Source organism: Pedobacter nanyangensis, from assembly GCF_003313505.1.
Taxonomy (GTDB): Bacteria; Bacteroidota; Bacteroidia; order Sphingobacteriales; family Sphingobacteriaceae; genus Pedobacter; species Pedobacter nanyangensis.
Window position 1 is genome coordinate 639,052 of record NZ_QMHO01000001.1, and the last position, 16,316, is coordinate 655,367.

Consider the following 16,316-nt stretch of genomic DNA (forward strand, 5'->3'; position numbering starts at 1 on the left):
TTATTTATTAATTCTATAACCCACTCCCCTAACCGTTTCTAACCAAGTTGTATTTGCCGAGGAGTTAAGCTTTTTACGAATATTCTTAATATGTGCATCAATATAGTTTGAGTCGTAATCGTCATTTACAAAAGTACCCCAAATGTGTTCGCTAAGCTGGGCTCGTGTAAGCACCCTATTTTTATGCAGCAACAAATAACTTAACAAATCAAATTCCTTTCGGGAAAGCTCTATCGATTCCCCGCCACAAAGCACCAATCTTTTTTGCAGATCAACCTGAAAATCTCCAATGGATATCAGTTCTTCTTTTATATTAAATTTCCTTCGGGATATGGCTTGCATTCGCGATTGCAGCTCTAACAAATAAAAGGGTTTTGCTAAGTAGTCATCGGCGCCCAAATCTAAACCACTCACTCTATCTTTTAGGTGTGTACGGGCGGTAATGATGATGTAAGCAGCTTCTGGATTAGCCTTTTTTGCATACTTTAACACCTCAAGCCCATCGCCATCAGGCAAGCTCAAATCAATGAGGACAAAATCATACCGATTGGTGTCTAGCTGGGCTATGCCAGATTTGAACGAGTGTGCAAGGTCACATACATAGAAGTTCTTTTTCAGAAAAGCTTCCATTTCGTATGCCAGCATTTTTTCGTCTTCAACAATTAATACTTTCATAACATTTTAAAACTGATAATAAAATGCAACTCCAAAAAAAGACTGCTGCTTTTTGAGCGTTTCGTCGGCCTTTCCCAAAATAGAAAATTGGTAACTGAGTTCGGCAATGTAGCTTGCTCTGCTAAAGCTTAATGGCAATTTAAAATTATAGGATAACAGGTTAAAATCGCTATTTTCTATGATGCTTACACTGCTTTTGGCTGATCCTGAATTGCCTGGGTTTTGAGGGGCTTTTCCTTTAGACTGCTCACGCTTTCCCTTACTAATGGTGTAAGCCTCATAAAAATGCCTGGTACCTGCCACCAACTCAAAAGCTGGCTCGATATAAAATATATTCTTATCACTAAAGAAATTACCAAGAATCACTTCTTTAGATGTATTTAAGCTTAAGAAAACGTCCTTTTGCTTCCCAAATGCATAATCGGCACTAAAGGCACTTTTGAATATTGGCAGTAAATAGGATGCCGATAAATTGAGGTTATTTGTATTTGATGCTTGTAATAACGGTGAGTTTGAAGGGAAAAAAGACCTCGTATAAGATACGCCCAAATTGAGTTTGTCGTTTATATCACAGTCGTAGCCAATTCCAAGGTCGGCTTCAGACAAACCAGATCCATAATTAAGCAATTTATAGGCACCTGCCGAAAAAAATAATCCAATAGGCATCCGAAAGGTGGTATTTACCAATACATAGGGAAGCACTTCATTTGTAGACTGCCCATAATAACTAACATTACTGCCGTAAAGTGCCGCAGCGGTAAACGTGTTTTTTTTTACCACAGTGTCTTGCTGGGCCATAAGCTGCGTTGAGGCTAAGCAGATAAAAAATACAAGCAATTTAAATTTCATTCATCGTTATATCTTCATTTTTAATTAACACGCTTAATCGGCATCCAGCTGGATATCGTATTTAGGCCACTAAGGTTTTTTAATTTTAGGGCGATTGATTTTAACAGGTTTTATTTTCACGTTTGGTTTAGCTACCACCGCAGGTCTGGACTGCTTTCTTGCTTTGGGCACTTCCTTGATTTCAGATTTGGGCACTCCTGTTTTTTCAGCCTCTTTTTTTTGCTTAGCGGGCTTTTTATCGTCTTGTTTTTTTTCTTCTTGATATGGCATGCTTGCGCCTGTAGCTAAAACAGGAAAATGGATGCCCGAGATAAGCAGAGCTATCAAAATAGTTCTTAAAATAAATGATCTGCCCATAATTTAAATATAAACAAGTTTGTTGGATATGCAGGTGTCAGATAATGCAAATTTCAATATCCAACATGAAAATAAGATGAAATTTTCCATCGAAAAAAACTGGGGATTTCATGTTCGCTTCATCATTGGTATGCAATTTTGAAGCGGAAAAACGATCATTAACCCTTTTATTATGAAAAAGAAATTTTTATCTCTTGCTATGGTTATCTTATTAGGTGGCATAGGCATATTTACTGCCTGTAAAAAAGACAATGACGGCAGCGACGGCATGACTAAAGTGCAAATTAAAATGACGGATGCTCCTGGGAACTTCGAAAAAATCAACTTGAATGTAAAAGAAATTGTTTTGGTGTCTAGTGGCAAGCGGTATGTTTTTGCGGCAACGACGTCCAAATTCAATATCCTGGATTTTAGGATTGGCACCAGCAACCCCGACATCTTGGTGGCTTCGGGCGAAATGCCTAGCGGCGATATTACAGAAATTAGGCTGGTACTTAATGACTCTGGAAATACCATTGTAGTGGGCGGCGTCGAATCTGCATTAACTACTCCAAGCGGGCAATCTTCGGGATGGAAAGTTAAATTAACCTCGGTTCCTTCATTAGAGCCTGGAGCCAGTTATTCGCTTTTGCTTGACTTTGATGCAGCCAAGTCGATTGTAAGCACTGGTAACGGGAAATACATTTTGAAACCAGTGGTAAGGGGGATTACTACGGCCACTTCGGGCTTAATTTCGGGTACAGTATTACCTTTGGCCGCCCATCCGGAAATACTTGTTATTGCTGGCACAGATACCGTGGGAACTGTTGCTGATCCCTTAACTGGAAAATTCACTGTGGGTGGACTGGCCAATGGAACATATTCTGTAAAATTTGTTCCGGTAACTGGTTATAGGGATAGTACAATAACTAATGTTACAGTAAACGTTGGGCAAAACACTGCACTAGGTACTGTTGTTTTAAAACCATAATTACAACCTTAAAATTGCAATATCATGAAGAAAGTAATTGTTTATTTGCTATTGGTTTTCGGACTTGCGCCCTTGGCTTCGCCAGCACAAGTTAGCTTGAACATCAATATTGGCTCACAACCTTTATGGGGGCCTACGGGGTACGACTATGTTGAATATTACTATTTGCCCGACATTGAGAGCTACTACCATGTTCCTTCGAGGAAGTTTATTTACCAGAACAACGGAAGGTGGATATTTAGTGCTGCTAAGCCGCCAATGTTTAGTAACTATAACTTATACAACGGCTATAAGGTGGTTATTAATTCCCCTAAGCCTTACCTACAGTTCAAGGAACAAAAGGTTAAATATGCCAAATATAAATCCAACCACTCACAAGCGGTCATCCTAAGGAGTAATGATGCCAAATATCATGTGGTTAAGGGACACCCAAAAAACATGGGAAACAAAGGCAAAAAAAATGGAGCCTCAAATCAGGGCAAACATAACGGCCACGCAAAAGGCAAAAATAAAGGTTAAGAAAATTAATATTGAGACAGGGCGTCAATACTAAAGTGAAAGGAAGCTTGGTCCGCCAGCAAAAAAGCCCCAGCACTGCCTACCCAAACCGAATAATCAAAAGGAGCCTTGATGCCTAGCGTTAAGCTCATAGAAATGGCAAAGGCCATCAGCATTAAGCCTGTTAACCTAGCTATCCAACGTGTTTTAAAGCCTACAATAAGCAATATGCCAAAAACACTTTCGGCAAAAGTGGCCAAATACGCGTTGATAGTTGCCAATCCACTTGGCAAAAAGGAAGTGATTTTGCCCGTGTAGGCGATAAAGGTTTCCATATTTCCCCAAGCGGCATATTGTGGATGCCAAAAGCCTAATCTATCGGCTACTGCCGACAGTAAAGCGACTCCAAGGGCAAGTCTGAGAAATAGCTGTGGATATTCGATGCTTGTTTTACTTTCCATAACGAGGTGGTTTTAATGCGCAAAAGTAACTTTGATCAAGCCTAGAAAACTTAAGCTGGTTTAAGAAAAGCTAATGATACTTAATATTACAGCACAATGATTTACTTAAGCTTTTGCAAGTGTTAATGGTTTAGCAACACGTAAGCATATCTTTTGATATTAAAAACTATACTTCAAGCTAAGATAAAAATTTCTACTTACCAACGGGATCGTGTTAAAGCTTTGAACTTGAATACCACTCCTGAAATTGTAGAAATTCTTCTGATTAGTCAAATTGTCAATCTTTGCTGAAAAGAAAAGAGGCATGCTTTTTACCTGATAAGTTGCCTCTATATCAGCAAACAGGAATTGGGCTCTGTCAGGGCTTGATAAGTTGTTTTGATAATAGGAAATAGTAGACATTAAGTTCATTTGCTTGCCCAGTACCAAGCGTTGATATAGCATGTGCTGTAGGGATAGCACCCTGTCAGGGATATTATTCGCAATGTTGGAAGGGAATTTAAATGCATTGGCATTGAACCTCGAAAATACTTTGATAAAGTACTTACGATCCCAATTTTTCTTAACAGATAGACCTATAACATAATTGGAATAAGGTAGTACCTTAATCTCTCCTTGGTGCTGTACCAAGCTTTGGCTATAAGCATAACTGGCATCAATGTCAAACAACGCATTGACAAGCAAAGAGGGGATTGTATGATTCATCGAAATTCTAAAGGCATTGGTAGCGTGATTAACCACCGAATCGGTATAGTATTGTACAATGCCATTAAAGCGATTTAAAAATACATTATTGTTGAAGTTATGATCAAATGAAACATATAAAAAACTATTAGTCATATTTCCCCAATCGTAGGCGATGCCATAATATAGGTGCGTTTTTCGAACTGCCGTGCCGATATTGGTAGATTTACGGAAAGTAGTTACTGCTATCGGTGAGTAGTACTCAAATATCCTATCAGGACGAGTAGCCATTTGGATAAATGAGCCATTAAACACGCCCGTAAATGTATTTAACAGGTTATGGTCATGATTAAGCTTAACGTTTATAACTGGGTAAGTAACACTTGAATGTTCCTTTTGGCCTGAAGAAGAGACATGCGCTAAGCCAGCACCTACGTTAATATTCCAAGGCTTTTTAAATAAAATATTTAAGCTTTTGGTAAAATGGGCATTTAATTGTTTAAGATAATAGTTCCGTAAGCTGTCTACGGGTAAAATGCTAATTGGAGTTATATTTTCTAAAGGCGCATTTAGCTGGGAGATTGTTCGGTGTGCTAGCCTTAGATAGTCGAATGAAATACCAAAATTTGTGATCTGCTTATGATTAGACTTATTCATTTGATACCAACCTACATTAAACTGCTGTACCTTGCTGGCCAAATGATGGGTTAACGTATTATAATTGCTGTTGCCAGTGTTGAAAATGTTTGCAAAATCTCCCGATACCCCCTCACCGTCTTGACCTAAATTTTGCGCATTGATTTTTAAAAAGAGACTCGTTGCTTTATTTACGGATTGTCTTTTGATATAGCTGGTATTTAAAGCATAACTGCTCCAACGATTTGTAATGTCTCGTTTAAATTGATCTTGTATATTGAAACCGCTATAGCTAGACTGTTGGGAGGATGTAGAAAAGTCAAAAAAAGTAGATATTTCTGTCTTTAATTCCGTTAAACTATCTAAGTTGCTGGTAAATGTTTGTTTAATGCTTAATATTTTTGGGCGATAGATGTTATAGTTGGAATCTATCCTGCTTTCGTAGGCATATCCGTTATATAAAGATTGATTATAAGATGTGCTCTGCGTTTGCTTGTCAACGAGGTAAGCAATTTCTGTTTGACTTTTTGTTTTGTTTTGAAATGTAGTATTAATCTGTAGCCTATTGTCCCATTGTCGATTTTTAATGTACCAACGGTTTTCAAAGTTGTTAATCAAATGCAGCGGGTTGTTGTACATTAACAGGTTGGCGGTCCTTCGTTCTTCATCTTTTTTAAGTTCGTTTTCTTGCCCCCAGCTAATACCGTTTCCAATACTATTCCAGTTGGCAATAAAGCCAGCTTTAATTTTCCCATATAAAGAAAAAACAACAGGTGTAACGCTATACCTGGATTGTGTTCCACCTCCTATTTCTCCATCTCCAAAAGCGGTCTTTAATTTGGTGTCTTTCTTTAGCCCTAGATTTAAAAACACCTTCTTTTCATTGGTTAAACCTTTCAGCAGCTTTTGCTCGCTTTGATTCTCTATCGCATCAATGGTGTTTAATACATGTATCGGAAAATTATTAATCATCAGATCTATTTTATCCGAAAATAACTCCTCTCCATCTACTGTTACCTTTTCTACGGGCAGTTTTTTATAGAGTAAATCTCCATCCCCTGTAACTTCAAAATGGGGAAGCTTTACCAGCAAGTCTTTTAGTTTTTTTTCATCCCCTTCTTTAAAAGCATCTACCTTATAAAAAGTGGTATCGCCACGTACCCATATTGCAGGAGCCTTAATGTCAACTTGTTTTAAAGTTTTTACGGCCATTTTTAGGTTAAGCCTAATGATGTTTTGGTTTTTTGGAAAGGCTTTAGCAATGGTTAAAGTTTCATAAGCTGCATGGGAAATGGTCACCGTAATGGAGTCGGTATCTATTGGATGGATAGAAATAGTGAAATGATTTTGGATTCCTGTATTAAAATAGCTGTAGATGATTCCACTTTTTTGCCCAGCTATTTTAACAGTACAATTGGTGATTCCTACACCATCTCCATCCACAATATCTCCTTTTACCTCAATTTTAGGGTTTTGGGCAAGACAGTTAAAGGCGAATAGAAAGAAAAATATAAGTAATAATCGCAAGTTTACTTATTGGTTGGTCAATTCCGCTAGTTTCTGCAGCTTCGTTTTTTCTGCAGATGTGTTGTTACTCTTTTTTAAATCTCTCATTTTCTCAAAGGGCTGCTTAAACTCGGCAGGCCAAAAAATCTCATCAGCAATTGGAAGACCCGCAGTATATTTAATTAATGAATAACGAGTTTTTAAAGGGATGCTTTCTGCCTCTACAATTAAACCTGGTATTCCAATAATGTTGTCAATTCCTGCTTGCATAGGGACCTGTGCTGTAAACCACACCAACCATTGGGGGATCCCTCTAACAGTAAGGGAGGCCTTTTGGCATTTTAAGCCTTGAATTTCTTTAGTCTCGTTATGCATTTCCCAGGTATAAAAATCTGCTTCAAAATTTTGGATATAGTTAAAATCTATACCGCCCTTACCCGTCATATCGGGTCTGTAGCGCTTAATTAGGCTATCCATATCCTTATAGTTCAATCTTTGTACAGTATCCATAAAAAGATTAATGCTATAGTTGTGGTTTGTTCCTACATTTTCTACAATTTTTCCAGAAGGATATTGATCTAGATAGGAGGGCTTTTGAAAGTAAATATATCTGCTATCCTTACGATAGAGAAAACCAACACTCTCTAGTGCCGTAATTTTTCGGTCGCCTTTACCATCTACATTGGCAGAAATATCTTGTACGATTTGATACTCAGCTTTAAGTGTTTGGGCCTTAAGATAAAATGAGCTTGCCATCACGGCAAGTAATGTATAAAAGAGTTTCATGAAATAAATTCTATTCTTAAAATTCGTTATCATCTCCAACTATTATGGAGATGATAAGAGCAAATCACTATTGAGGGCCTCCTGAATTACACATCCCGGCCAATTGCTTGATTTTACTTTTTGCTAATGCTGAAGCGTTAAGATTTGCGCAAATAGTTGCTACCGCAGATGCTTCAGCACAAGTTTCTTGTGTATCGGTACATGAGGCAGTGAAGGTTGATGATATGGTGACACCGTCGCCACAATCTACAGTTATTGTACTAGAGCCTGTCTCAGGTATTGTACATTCCTTTTTTACAATTTCTTTGTTTGTTTCAACAGCAATGGCTGCGTATCCCTTAATGCCTAGGATTAGGGGAATAAATAGGATAAATTTTTTCAATTTGTTAGTTAGATTTTCCTAAATGTAAAGAAAAATATTTATAGTGTAAAAGGCTCCTTGGAAAGGTGTTCGCTTCTTTTTACACATCCCTTTAAACGGCCCCCATAACCATGCGTAAAACATATCAACATAAAAAGCCTCTAAAAAGGACGTAAATTTATGGAGAAATCACAGGGCAATTTTGGTTCAAAATCACGTTCCTTGCAAACAATAGTTGAGTTCAGAACTCTGCTCCCTTCTACAAAAAGATCTTGCAGAAATGTAGGGCCTTTTTCTATTCATTAGCTTAGCCTTTCCCAAAATACCATCCTCAAAAATTATTTAACACAGAGGATTTTACTTTTAGTGCAGCGCAAAGTCTTAGTTTAAAACCCGCCTTTATGTTGATGAAAAATACAAGCCTAATATTGTCTGCAATTTTATTGCTGGTAAGCTGTAGTAAGCACAGCGATCCCGAACCTATGAACCCCGATACCTCCATGTACTTTCCTGCAAATACGGGTACAGCATGGGAAACAACAGCGGCTACCCAGTTGAACTGGAATACTGGCGCTATTGCGGATTTGAAAACATTTCTTGCTCAGAAAAATACAAAGTCATTTATGATCCTGGTAAATGGCAGGATAGTGATGGAAGAGTATTTTAATGGGCATAACGCAGCTGCGGAGTGGGAGTGGAACAGTGCAGGAAAAACGCTGGTGGCCACTACTACTGGCATTGCGCAGCAAGAAGGTTTGCTTAATATCAACAACAAGGCCTCAAATTATATTGGTACGGCATGGACGAATATGCCCTTGGAAAAAGAGAACCTGATTACGGTAAGGCATTTGCTCACCATGACCTCGGGAATTGATGACACCAAGCAATTGGTCATTAAGCCTAACCTTACCTATGTAGCCGATGCGGGTACCAGATGGGCTTACGGCAATGTTTTCCAGAAATTGATTGACGTAGTTGCTGGAGCAAGCAATAAAAGCTTTGAAAGCTACTTTAACGAAAAGCTAAAGAACAAAATAGGAATGGATGGTTTTTGGAATTTTGGAACCATTTTTACCATATATCACAGTACCACACGGAGCATGGCAAGATTTGGCCTGCTAGCGTTAAATAAAGGCAAATGGAAAAACGAGCAGGTCATTAATGAAGCTTTCCTGAATGAAAGTTGGAGCACTTCCCAAAATATCAATCCTTCGTACGGATATTTATGGTGGCTCAATGGCAAATCAAAGTTTATGATACCCGGGGAACAAACGGTTTATAATGGATTTTTAGTGCCCAATGCACCTGCAGATATGTATGCTGCGATGGGTGCCAATGATCAACGTATCTATATCGTACCTGGTAAAAACATGGTGATTGTACGAATGGGAAATGCTTCCGATCCAAACAATCCTAATTTTGCAGTGTCGGGGTTTGATCATGATTTGTGGGCGAAAATAAATGCAGTGATTAAATAGGTTTTCCTGCCGTTAAACTTTAGTAGCCTTTTAGGTGTGAAAAAATTAGAAAGGGAGCTGATACTTTTTAGTAATATTGCTGCCATAAAATCAGACATAAAAACATGGAAAATAGAAAAGCACCTACGTTTGCCCTTAGTATTGCAGCTATTGTGATTGGCGTAGCATTATTCAAGCAGATCGACTTTCAAACTTTCAGGGCGGAGAAGCCGGCATTGAGCATTGTTTATTTGGTTACTTTGATCTTTATCCTTTATGTGTTGATTAAAGAGGGCAGGAAAAAGAAAGCATAGCTTTATTGAGGTGCGATGAGACCAAGCAATATGTTACAAAGTGTCAGTTAGCTTCTGGCATATTTTTGCTAGCAAAATTTTGTTGCTGCACATGGCAGGCAGCTTCTTGAAATTGGATACAGGGCTTGCTGCGAGCGGATTTAAGGCAGTAGTATTGGCCAAAATGAGCAACAACCTTTTGGGTTGATGTTATCGCCAATTACTTAAAAATAGTAATGTGGCTAGGCCATAACACCAACCTTAGGTTGCATAGTCGAAAGTTATTTTTGAATTTCCTTGTTCCAATTTTTAAACTGCTCCTCGGAAGGCAAAATATCCTTTTTTAAGTAATCTAGCAATTGAGATACTATTTCTGCAAGTTTCTGCTGTTCTGGATCTTTTTTTGAGGCAATGGCCACTTTTGCTGTGATTTTTTTTGCTAAAGCTTTGTTGTTGGCTTTCCAGGCCCGTTTTACAAGTTCAGATAATAAGTATAAATTATCGACATCTAGGTCAAGTGATTTCTCCCCTGCCTTAAACATGATTTTCTCTATCTCTGGGTTTGTTTTCCCAGAGGGCGTCAACCTGTCAATAAAAGCTAATCTCATCAAGGTGCTAGGATTTTTAGATGAGGTGGTAAATTGATCAAGCAGCGTTGCGGCAGCTTTAAGGTTTCCCTGCTCATTCAAGGCGATAATCCAGGCCAGCATCGATTCTACATCTTCAGGTTGTTCAGTTATGCGGGCTTGGGCGGTTTTGGCCAATAAATCCCAATGTTTATTGTCGGTTAATAGTTTATAGTAAATAAAAACCACCGTTGGAGTAGGATTTTCGTTAAATGTTTTTTTGAAATAGGCGATATTTTCGTCGGTTTTGCCCATTTTAATGAATAACGAGTATTTCATTGCCAATCCGGGCTCGTCGTAGGGGTTTCTTTGCAGCAGAGTATCCAAAGCAGGCATAGCCATTTCGTATTTCTGTTCTCCAATCAGTTGCCGTATCCTTTCGTATTTTTTGTGGGGGCTTAGCGCTTTTACCGCATCAAGACTAAACTTCCCGTCAATCAGCAGTTGTAGGGCTTCCTCTGTAAGTTGGGCGGGATGGGGCATCCAAACCACTTTATTGTTTTGGATGATGAACGTTTGAGGGATACCATTAATGCCAGCTGGCTCCATCCATTTTAGTGAAAAATCACTTTCCTTCCCTCCACCAAAAGCAACACGGTAAGACATGCCAGATCCTTTTTCCTTCACAAAGGCAGCCGCTCTAGCTTTATTGGTTTCCCAGATATTCTGCCCGATAATCACAATTTTGTCGCCAAGCTTTTTGTGGAGTTCATTTAGGTGCGGGATAGCAGCAACGCAAGGGCCGCACCAGGTTGCCCAACATTCTACAATATAGATTTTGTCTTTGTCGAACCTGGCTACGGGTTCACCCTGTATCCACTGCACGGCAGGGTATTCGTTAACTACTGAGCCAATTCCAAAAGTGGGCTCAGTAGTTTTTGATTGCTGTGCATACATAAATGTATGATTTGCACATAAAATAAATAAGATAAATGCTTTTAGTTTCATGTTGATAAATGTTAGGGATTATTGGTCATTCCAGTATTGGCGTTAATTACTTTTTGTGGAAAGCGCAACACAAATCGTTCTGGTTTCAACGGAAAACTGGCAATTACTGCACCTGTTTCCGAAATGGCTTCGTGTTTATAGGAAGTGCCTGCAAATAAGGGGTCTACGGATAGCCTTCGCATATCAAACCAACGATAGCCCTGTACGGCAAATTCTCTGATCCGTTCTTCCATAATAAATTTGATCATTGCGGTAGGATCGGTAATATTAACGGCGGCATCCGTAGCCGTTAGCATTCTTTTCGAACGAAAAGTCTCTAAATCAGCCCTGGCACCTCCTACATCCCCTGTTCTTGCTTTCAGCTCGGCAAGCATGAGGTACATATCTGGAAGGGTTACGCCTATATTGGTGGTGTATGGCCCATTTCGTCTGTATACGTTGGGCGCATTAATGGGCAGGCCAGGGAAATAAAGCTTGGTATATAGTTTTAGTCGCTGGTCAGTGGGCGTAAAGAGCTTGTAGGTGCTTGGAGTAATAAGCAGGTCATTTAATAAAAATGTGTATATATTTGGGATAAACTTGGTCATTAGCACTTCTTGGTTATTAGGGGTTGTTAATACTCCAATAACATAGGTAGCGGGCGACCCTACACTATAGCCCCAGCTGCCGTTGGGTGCTAGTACTGTTTTATAGTCGTAAAGGCTTACCGGGAAGGCGGTAGGCAAATTGGCGAAAGCGCTTTTTAATTGCGTAAGCGCTTCCGAATATCGGCCCATATAGAGATAGGCCCTGGCCAGGAGCGCTTCTGCCGCCGCTTTGCTTACCCGTGTTCTGTTCCCTGCGGAAATGGGCAGGGCAGGAATGGCTTTTTGAAGGTCGTTAATGATAAAATCGTACACTTCTTTTACCGAAGCTCTTTTAAATTGGCCTTGCGTTACGTCTGCCTGGGTAATGATAGGTACCCCCGGATCAGTGGCCGCCGTTTGGGCCAGGTACGGCTTGCCATAATAGTTAATCAGCATCAGATAAATCCATGCCCTATTGGTTAATGCTTCGGCTTGGTATGAAGCTTTTAGGGCATCTGTACCTCCTTGGGCATCCATAACCCCATTAATGATTATGTTATAGGTGTACAGGTGTTGGGTAAGGGTGCTGAACTCGCTTCCGTCTTCGTCAGGCTCATAAATTGTGGCAGCGTACTCAAAATACCTTCTCGACTTTAGTGTAGCCATATTTTGGTAATAGGGCAGGGCCGAGGTTATTTCATCTCCCAGATAAATTTGGCCATCTGCTCCTGTCACGTCAAAGTATGAATTGTTGAGCATTAGGTTGTAGTCATTTGCCGTTTGTGCCGTTAGCTTCCCCTTTGGCTCAATTTCCAAAAAACTTTTTTTACAGGCATATTGTACCGTTAGCAATAGAAAAAGGCCGTATAGTTTGAATTGATGTGTTTTCATGTCATTAAAATTTTAAAAGGTAACATGTGCGCCCAAGGTAAAACTATGCTGGTTGGTTAGTGGAGTACGTGTGCCCCCCGTGCCCGTTTGAAATTCGGGATCTATACCAACATTATTGGCTTTCCATAGCATGATATTGGATAGCTGGGCACGAAAAGTAACCGCATCAGCTTTGATCTTGCCAATTAGTTTTTTGGGCAGGCTGTAAGACAGGGTAATATCTCTGAATTTGATATAGGAGGCATCTTCTACATTGATATCGGCATAGCGATAGTAGTCGATGTCCCTTCTGTTTACGTCTTCTGTAGCACTAGGCAAATAAGCAGGGATATTGGTAAATGCCTCATCTCCGGGTTTTTTCCAACGGTTTACAAATTCAGCATTTAAATTTCCGTTAAACTGTGCATCGGCAAGAAACATATCCCGTCCAGAATACGAGCTGGCTACGTCTCGCCTAAATACGTATCCCAGGTTGTAAATCAGATTAACACTTAGCGAAAAATCTTTATACCCAAAAGTATTGTTCATTCCTCCGCTCCATTTCGGCTGGAAACTTCCCATATATTTCACATCTTCTGGTTTGGCAACATTACGTGCTTTCGCTACTGAACCATCGTTGAGCCTGATTTGAGGATCGCCCAAATGATCCAGGCCGGCATAGGTATAGGCAAAAACAGAAAAAGCGGGATAGCCTTCTAAATAGGCTTGCGTTATCATGTCACTACCTAAACTGATAGGGATTGTAGAGTTAAGGCTGGTGATTTTGTTCTGGTTGTAGGCCATATTAAAGGTAGTGCGCCATTTGAGCGCACCCTGTTGTAGGTTTGCCGAGCTGATGCTCAAATCAATTCCTTTGTTGGTCATTTTCCCCGCATTGCCAGTAATGGTAGGGAAGCCTGTGAACGGATTAAGGGTCATTTCTCCAATCAGGTCTTCGGTTTTTTTGTGGTATAAATCTATGGTGCCACTTAGTCTGTTGCCCAAAATGGCAAAATCAATCCCAACGTTAAAGGTTTTGGTGGTTTCCCAACTCAAGGCCCTATTGGCAGGCATTTGGAGCGATAATCCTGTCCCGCCTGGATAGTTTAAATTGGTAACCACCGTTAGGATATCTGAGGAGGCAGCCGTGCCTACCTCGGGCGAGTTTCCGGTAATGCCATAACTACTGCGCAGGGCTAGCCGATCTAGCCAGGTGTGGCTTTTCATGAAGCTTTCCTTACCTAGTTCCCAAGCAAGCCCCACGCTCCATACAGGACGGTTTTGAGCTGATTTGTCCTTGCCAAAAAGATTGCTTTCATCAATACGGATACCACCATTAAAAGTATATTTGCCCAAAAACGTATATCCGCCGTTGGCATAATAGGAAGATATCCGCTGGGTATATTCCGTTTCGGTAAAATAATCGGGAAATAGGTTGCTGCTTGTACTTGCTGTAGGCATTACCGTATTGGGAACCCCTTCTGCTAAAGCGGCGTAGTCAATCACACCATACGACATCAACTGTGGGTTGTAACCCCTTATCTTGGAAGTTGTTGTGTTGTTGAACTGTTCCTGGGCCTCTTGGCCAACTAATAGGGTTAGCTGGTGTTTGTTGTTCCAGGCCTTGTCGTAAACCAGCTGGTTCCTTACCGTCCAATCTTTATTAATGGCGTTGGCTGTTGTGTAATGCCCCCCATTTTCTGGCAGCAAATAAGTAGGTCTCTCTCCCGGATTGCTTGCGGCAATAGTGAAGGAGGCAAGTTCTGAACGAACCGCATAATTATTCTGATCGAGTAAGTTCGTGGTTTTGTTTTGGGCTCTGGTAATGCCAAATACGCCTTCATACCTCAAGCCATCCCAAATGTTTACGGTAACCCCTGCGGTAACACGCCCTCTGATTAGATTGCCGGTGGAGTTTCCGGTGTTAATTTCGTTGAGTGGATTATAACGGAGATCAACCAAGCTTCCTTGTTCGTAGCCTTTCCTTACTTCATCTGTACGGTATAGCCACGACAGATCAGCATTGCTGCCATCCGGATTAAGGAACATTGCATAAGGCAAAAATGTAGCGGTTGGTTGGATCATGTTTGCGGCACTGGTGTTTTGGTGCTGCAAATCTGTAATCAGGTACATTTTAATACGGTCGTTGAATCTGAAATCCTGCCGCAGGTTCATGGTATAGTTCTGGTCTTTTTGGTTAGGAGTACTGTTTTGTGTGTTGATATAGTTTATCGAACCGTAAAAACTGTATTTGTTGCCGCCGCCAGCTAGAGAAAGTGAATGCTTCATTAGGCTGGCGTTCCGATACCAGAGGTCGCTGATTTGCTGAAGGTTGTTCTGCGATGCAAGTTGGGCCAATGCGGCATTTACCTGGCTTTGGGGCAGGTTGGCCTGATTGTACCAAATGGTTTCATGTGGCGAAACAGGTGCACTGCCCCCTGTAACAGGTGTTGAGATGGTGGTATAAGGATAGATCGTTTTCCAAGAGTAGGTAGGGTCGTTGAAAATCTCGCTAACGGTTTGTATGTACTGGCTGCTGTTCATCATGTTTTGATAGGATAGGTCGGGTTTACCCTGAAAATTGACAAAGGCATCGTAATTGATTTTTAGCTTGGCGTTGCTTTGGCCTTTTTTGGTAGTAACCACAATTACTCCGTTGGCCGCTTTTGCTCCCCAAATAGCTGCCGAAGTAGCATCTTTTAACACCGTAATATCCTCCACGTCATCAGGGTTTACCGTGCTGATATCGGCAATGGGAATACCATTTACAACGTATAGCGGAGCTCTGGAGCTGTTGATGCTGGTTAGCCCCCTCACCAGCACAGGGGTAGCCCCAGGGGCGTTGTTTATGGTTAATCCGGGAACCAGGCCATCCAACCGCTGAATGATATTCATAGCTGTAGAGCGGTTTTTTAGGATATCCATGTTTGGCTTGGCAATGGAGCCCGCACTGCGTTCGCGTGCGATGGATTGGTAGCCCGTGTTAATGGTTATGTTTACTTCTTTAAGATTCCCATCAGGGGTCATTTTAATCGTTCCCATTTCTTGGGCAGCTTTTGCCTGGTAAACCCGATACCCCGTATAGGAAATGATGATAAAGGTGCTTTCCTCTATGTTTTTCAGGTTAAACTCCCCGTTTGCATCAGTTTGCGCAACAGCGTTACGGCCTTTGTAGCCCACAGAAAAATCGCCTTGTTGTTTCGCCGTTGGGCCTGCCGAATCAATTTTAAGGATGCTGATTGTTGCACCTGCCAGAGGCTTTTCTTCTTCATCTACTACACGTCCGTGCACATTGATGTTTATGGAAGTACTTGTAATTTGGTTGGGCTTATCTGGCTTTGCTTTAACTACTATGGCTTTATCTTGAATTAAAAATTCAAGAGGCAGGTTTTTGAATAGCAGCTTTAAAACACTTGGCAAATCAGCGTTGCGTACCTGTATAGTTACGGGCTTAGCAGTTTTGAGTAAGCTTTCGGAGATAAAAAAATCGAAACCACTTTGTAGGCTGATCTTGTCAAAGACTTTCTCTAACGGTGTGTTTTTTTCCGAAAGGGTAATCTTTTGCGCATAGCTTGCCGCTTTTGCTTGCATCATGGCAATGAAAATCACGAAGACAATCAGTTTCATGGTGAGTAGTAACCTATTGGGCAGCCGAAAAGGCACCCATAGATTTTTGGTGATTAAATTGTACATTTGTTTAGGTTTAGTGCGGTTGTTCTTCATCTTCGACCATGGTTAGGACAACTGCAGTTTGTTGATATTTGCAATTAGTA

The 16,316-nt window shown here is 40.6% G+C and carries 14 protein-coding genes; 4 read left to right on the top strand and 10 right to left on the bottom strand.

Annotated elements, in window-relative coordinates; genetic code table 11:
* The 3 genes from DUT71_RS02880 to DUT71_RS02890 all read right to left on the bottom strand — a co-directional run bounded on the left by DUT71_RS02880 (nt 1) and on the right by DUT71_RS02890 (nt 1,881).
* A complete protein-coding gene (locus DUT71_RS02880) occupies nt 1-675 on the bottom strand; it encodes a response regulator transcription factor (RefSeq protein ID WP_113660999.1) in 675 nt (224 codons plus the stop codon).
* A 6-nt stretch (nt 676-681) separates the two neighbouring features.
* Nucleotides 682-1,473 (bottom strand): hypothetical protein, encoded by a 792-nt coding sequence (locus tag DUT71_RS02885; protein WP_240186832.1) that lies wholly within the window; start codon nt 1,471-1,473, stop codon nt 682-684.
* Between the two features lie 120 nt (nt 1,474-1,593).
* Complete coding sequence (locus DUT71_RS02890) at nt 1,594-1,881, bottom strand: hypothetical protein (protein ID WP_113661001.1); 288 nt, start codon at nt 1,879-1,881, stop codon at nt 1,594-1,596.
* Nucleotides 1,882-2,053: 172 nt separating this feature from the next.
* Between DUT71_RS02890 and DUT71_RS02895 the strand changes: the two genes are divergently transcribed.
* Both DUT71_RS02895 and DUT71_RS02900 read left to right on the top strand, forming a co-directional pair.
* Nucleotides 2,054-2,851 carry a DUF4382 domain-containing protein gene (locus DUT71_RS02895; protein ID WP_113661002.1) on the top strand — a complete coding sequence of 266 codons (798 nt, stop codon included), beginning with the start codon at nt 2,054-2,056 and terminating at the stop codon, nt 2,849-2,851.
* Between the two features lie 24 nt (nt 2,852-2,875).
* Nucleotides 2,876-3,370, top strand: a complete 495-nt coding sequence (locus DUT71_RS02900; protein WP_113661003.1) for a hypothetical protein — start codon at nt 2,876-2,878, stop codon at nt 3,368-3,370.
* Nucleotides 3,371-3,375: 5 nt separating this feature from the next.
* Here the strand turns inward: DUT71_RS02900 and DUT71_RS02905 are convergent, their stop codons facing one another.
* From DUT71_RS02905 to DUT71_RS02920, 4 genes are all read right to left on the bottom strand, one after another.
* Complete coding sequence (locus DUT71_RS02905) at nt 3,376-3,810, bottom strand: DoxX family membrane protein (protein ID WP_113661004.1); 435 nt, start codon at nt 3,808-3,810, stop codon at nt 3,376-3,378.
* Between the two features lie 159 nt (nt 3,811-3,969).
* Nucleotides 3,970-6,657, bottom strand: coding sequence for a hypothetical protein (locus DUT71_RS02910; RefSeq protein ID WP_162795922.1), 2,688 nt, complete (start codon nt 6,655-6,657; stop codon nt 3,970-3,972).
* Nucleotides 6,658-6,663: 6 nt separating this feature from the next.
* Nucleotides 6,664-7,422 carry a GLPGLI family protein gene (locus DUT71_RS02915; protein ID WP_162795923.1) on the bottom strand — a complete coding sequence of 253 codons (759 nt, stop codon included), beginning with the start codon at nt 7,420-7,422 and terminating at the stop codon, nt 6,664-6,666.
* 67 nt (nt 7,423-7,489) lie between these two features.
* On the bottom strand, nt 7,490-7,804 hold the full coding sequence (locus DUT71_RS02920) for a hypothetical protein (RefSeq protein ID WP_113661007.1): 315 nt from the start codon (nt 7,802-7,804) through the stop codon (nt 7,490-7,492).
* A gap of 386 nt (nt 7,805-8,190) precedes the next feature.
* On the opposite strand from DUT71_RS02920, the gene DUT71_RS02925 reads away from it, so the two are divergent.
* Together DUT71_RS02925 and DUT71_RS02930 are read left to right on the top strand one after the other, a co-directional pair.
* Nucleotides 8,191-9,261, top strand: a complete 1,071-nt coding sequence (locus DUT71_RS02925; RefSeq protein ID WP_205313822.1) for a serine hydrolase domain-containing protein — start codon at nt 8,191-8,193, stop codon at nt 9,259-9,261.
* A gap of 104 nt (nt 9,262-9,365) precedes the next feature.
* On the top strand, nt 9,366-9,554 hold the full coding sequence (locus DUT71_RS02930; RefSeq protein ID WP_113661008.1) for a hypothetical protein: 189 nt from the start codon (nt 9,366-9,368) through the stop codon (nt 9,552-9,554).
* Nucleotides 9,555-9,814: 260 nt separating this feature from the next.
* Here the strand turns inward: DUT71_RS02930 and DUT71_RS02935 are convergent, their stop codons facing one another.
* From DUT71_RS02935 to DUT71_RS02945, 3 genes are read right to left on the bottom strand one after another with little or no spacing between them, the layout of a single operon-like run.
* Nucleotides 9,815-11,107, bottom strand: coding sequence for a TlpA disulfide reductase family protein (locus DUT71_RS02935; RefSeq protein WP_113661009.1), 1,293 nt, complete (start codon nt 11,105-11,107; stop codon nt 9,815-9,817).
* A gap of 11 nt (nt 11,108-11,118) precedes the next feature.
* On the bottom strand, nt 11,119-12,564 hold the full coding sequence (locus DUT71_RS02940; RefSeq protein ID WP_113661010.1) for a RagB/SusD family nutrient uptake outer membrane protein: 1,446 nt from the start codon (nt 12,562-12,564) through the stop codon (nt 11,119-11,121).
* Between the two features lie 12 nt (nt 12,565-12,576).
* Nucleotides 12,577-16,236 carry a SusC/RagA family TonB-linked outer membrane protein gene (locus tag DUT71_RS02945; RefSeq protein ID WP_162795924.1) on the bottom strand — a complete coding sequence of 1,220 codons (3,660 nt, stop codon included), beginning with the start codon at nt 16,234-16,236 and terminating at the stop codon, nt 12,577-12,579.
* Between the last annotated feature and the right edge of the window lie 80 nt (nt 16,237-16,316).

Bases quoted from the DNA above. Each gene is read 5' to 3' on its own strand.
- DUT71_RS02885 (WP_240186832.1), bottom strand. From the start codon at position 1,473: ATGGCCCAGCAAGACACTGTGGTAAAAAAAAACACGTTTACCGCTGCG.
- DUT71_RS02930 (WP_113661008.1), top strand. From the start codon at position 9,366: ATGGAAAATAGAAAAGCACCTACGTTTGCCCTTAGTATTGCAGCTATT.
- DUT71_RS02915 (WP_162795923.1), bottom strand. From the start codon at position 7,422: ATGAAACTCTTTTATACATTACTTGCCGTGATGGCAAGCTCATTTTAT.
- DUT71_RS02890 (WP_113661001.1), bottom strand. From the start codon at position 1,881: ATGGGCAGATCATTTATTTTAAGAACTATTTTGATAGCTCTGCTTATC.
- DUT71_RS02945 (WP_162795924.1), bottom strand. From the start codon at position 16,236: ATGTACAATTTAATCACCAAAAATCTATGGGTGCCTTTTCGGCTGCCC.
- DUT71_RS02925 (WP_205313822.1), top strand. From the start codon at position 8,191: ATGAAAAATACAAGCCTAATATTGTCTGCAATTTTATTGCTGGTAAGC.
- DUT71_RS02900 (WP_113661003.1), top strand. From the start codon at position 2,876: ATGAAGAAAGTAATTGTTTATTTGCTATTGGTTTTCGGACTTGCGCCC.
- DUT71_RS02940 (WP_113661010.1), bottom strand. From the start codon at position 12,564: ATGAAAACACATCAATTCAAACTATACGGCCTTTTTCTATTGCTAACG.
- DUT71_RS02880 (WP_113660999.1), bottom strand. From the start codon at position 675: ATGAAAGTATTAATTGTTGAAGACGAAAAAATGCTGGCATACGAAATG.
- DUT71_RS02905 (WP_113661004.1), bottom strand. From the start codon at position 3,810: ATGGAAAGTAAAACAAGCATCGAATATCCACAGCTATTTCTCAGACTT.
- DUT71_RS02895 (WP_113661002.1), top strand. From the start codon at position 2,054: ATGAAAAAGAAATTTTTATCTCTTGCTATGGTTATCTTATTAGGTGGC.
- DUT71_RS02935 (WP_113661009.1), bottom strand. From the start codon at position 11,107: ATGAAACTAAAAGCATTTATCTTATTTATTTTATGTGCAAATCATACA.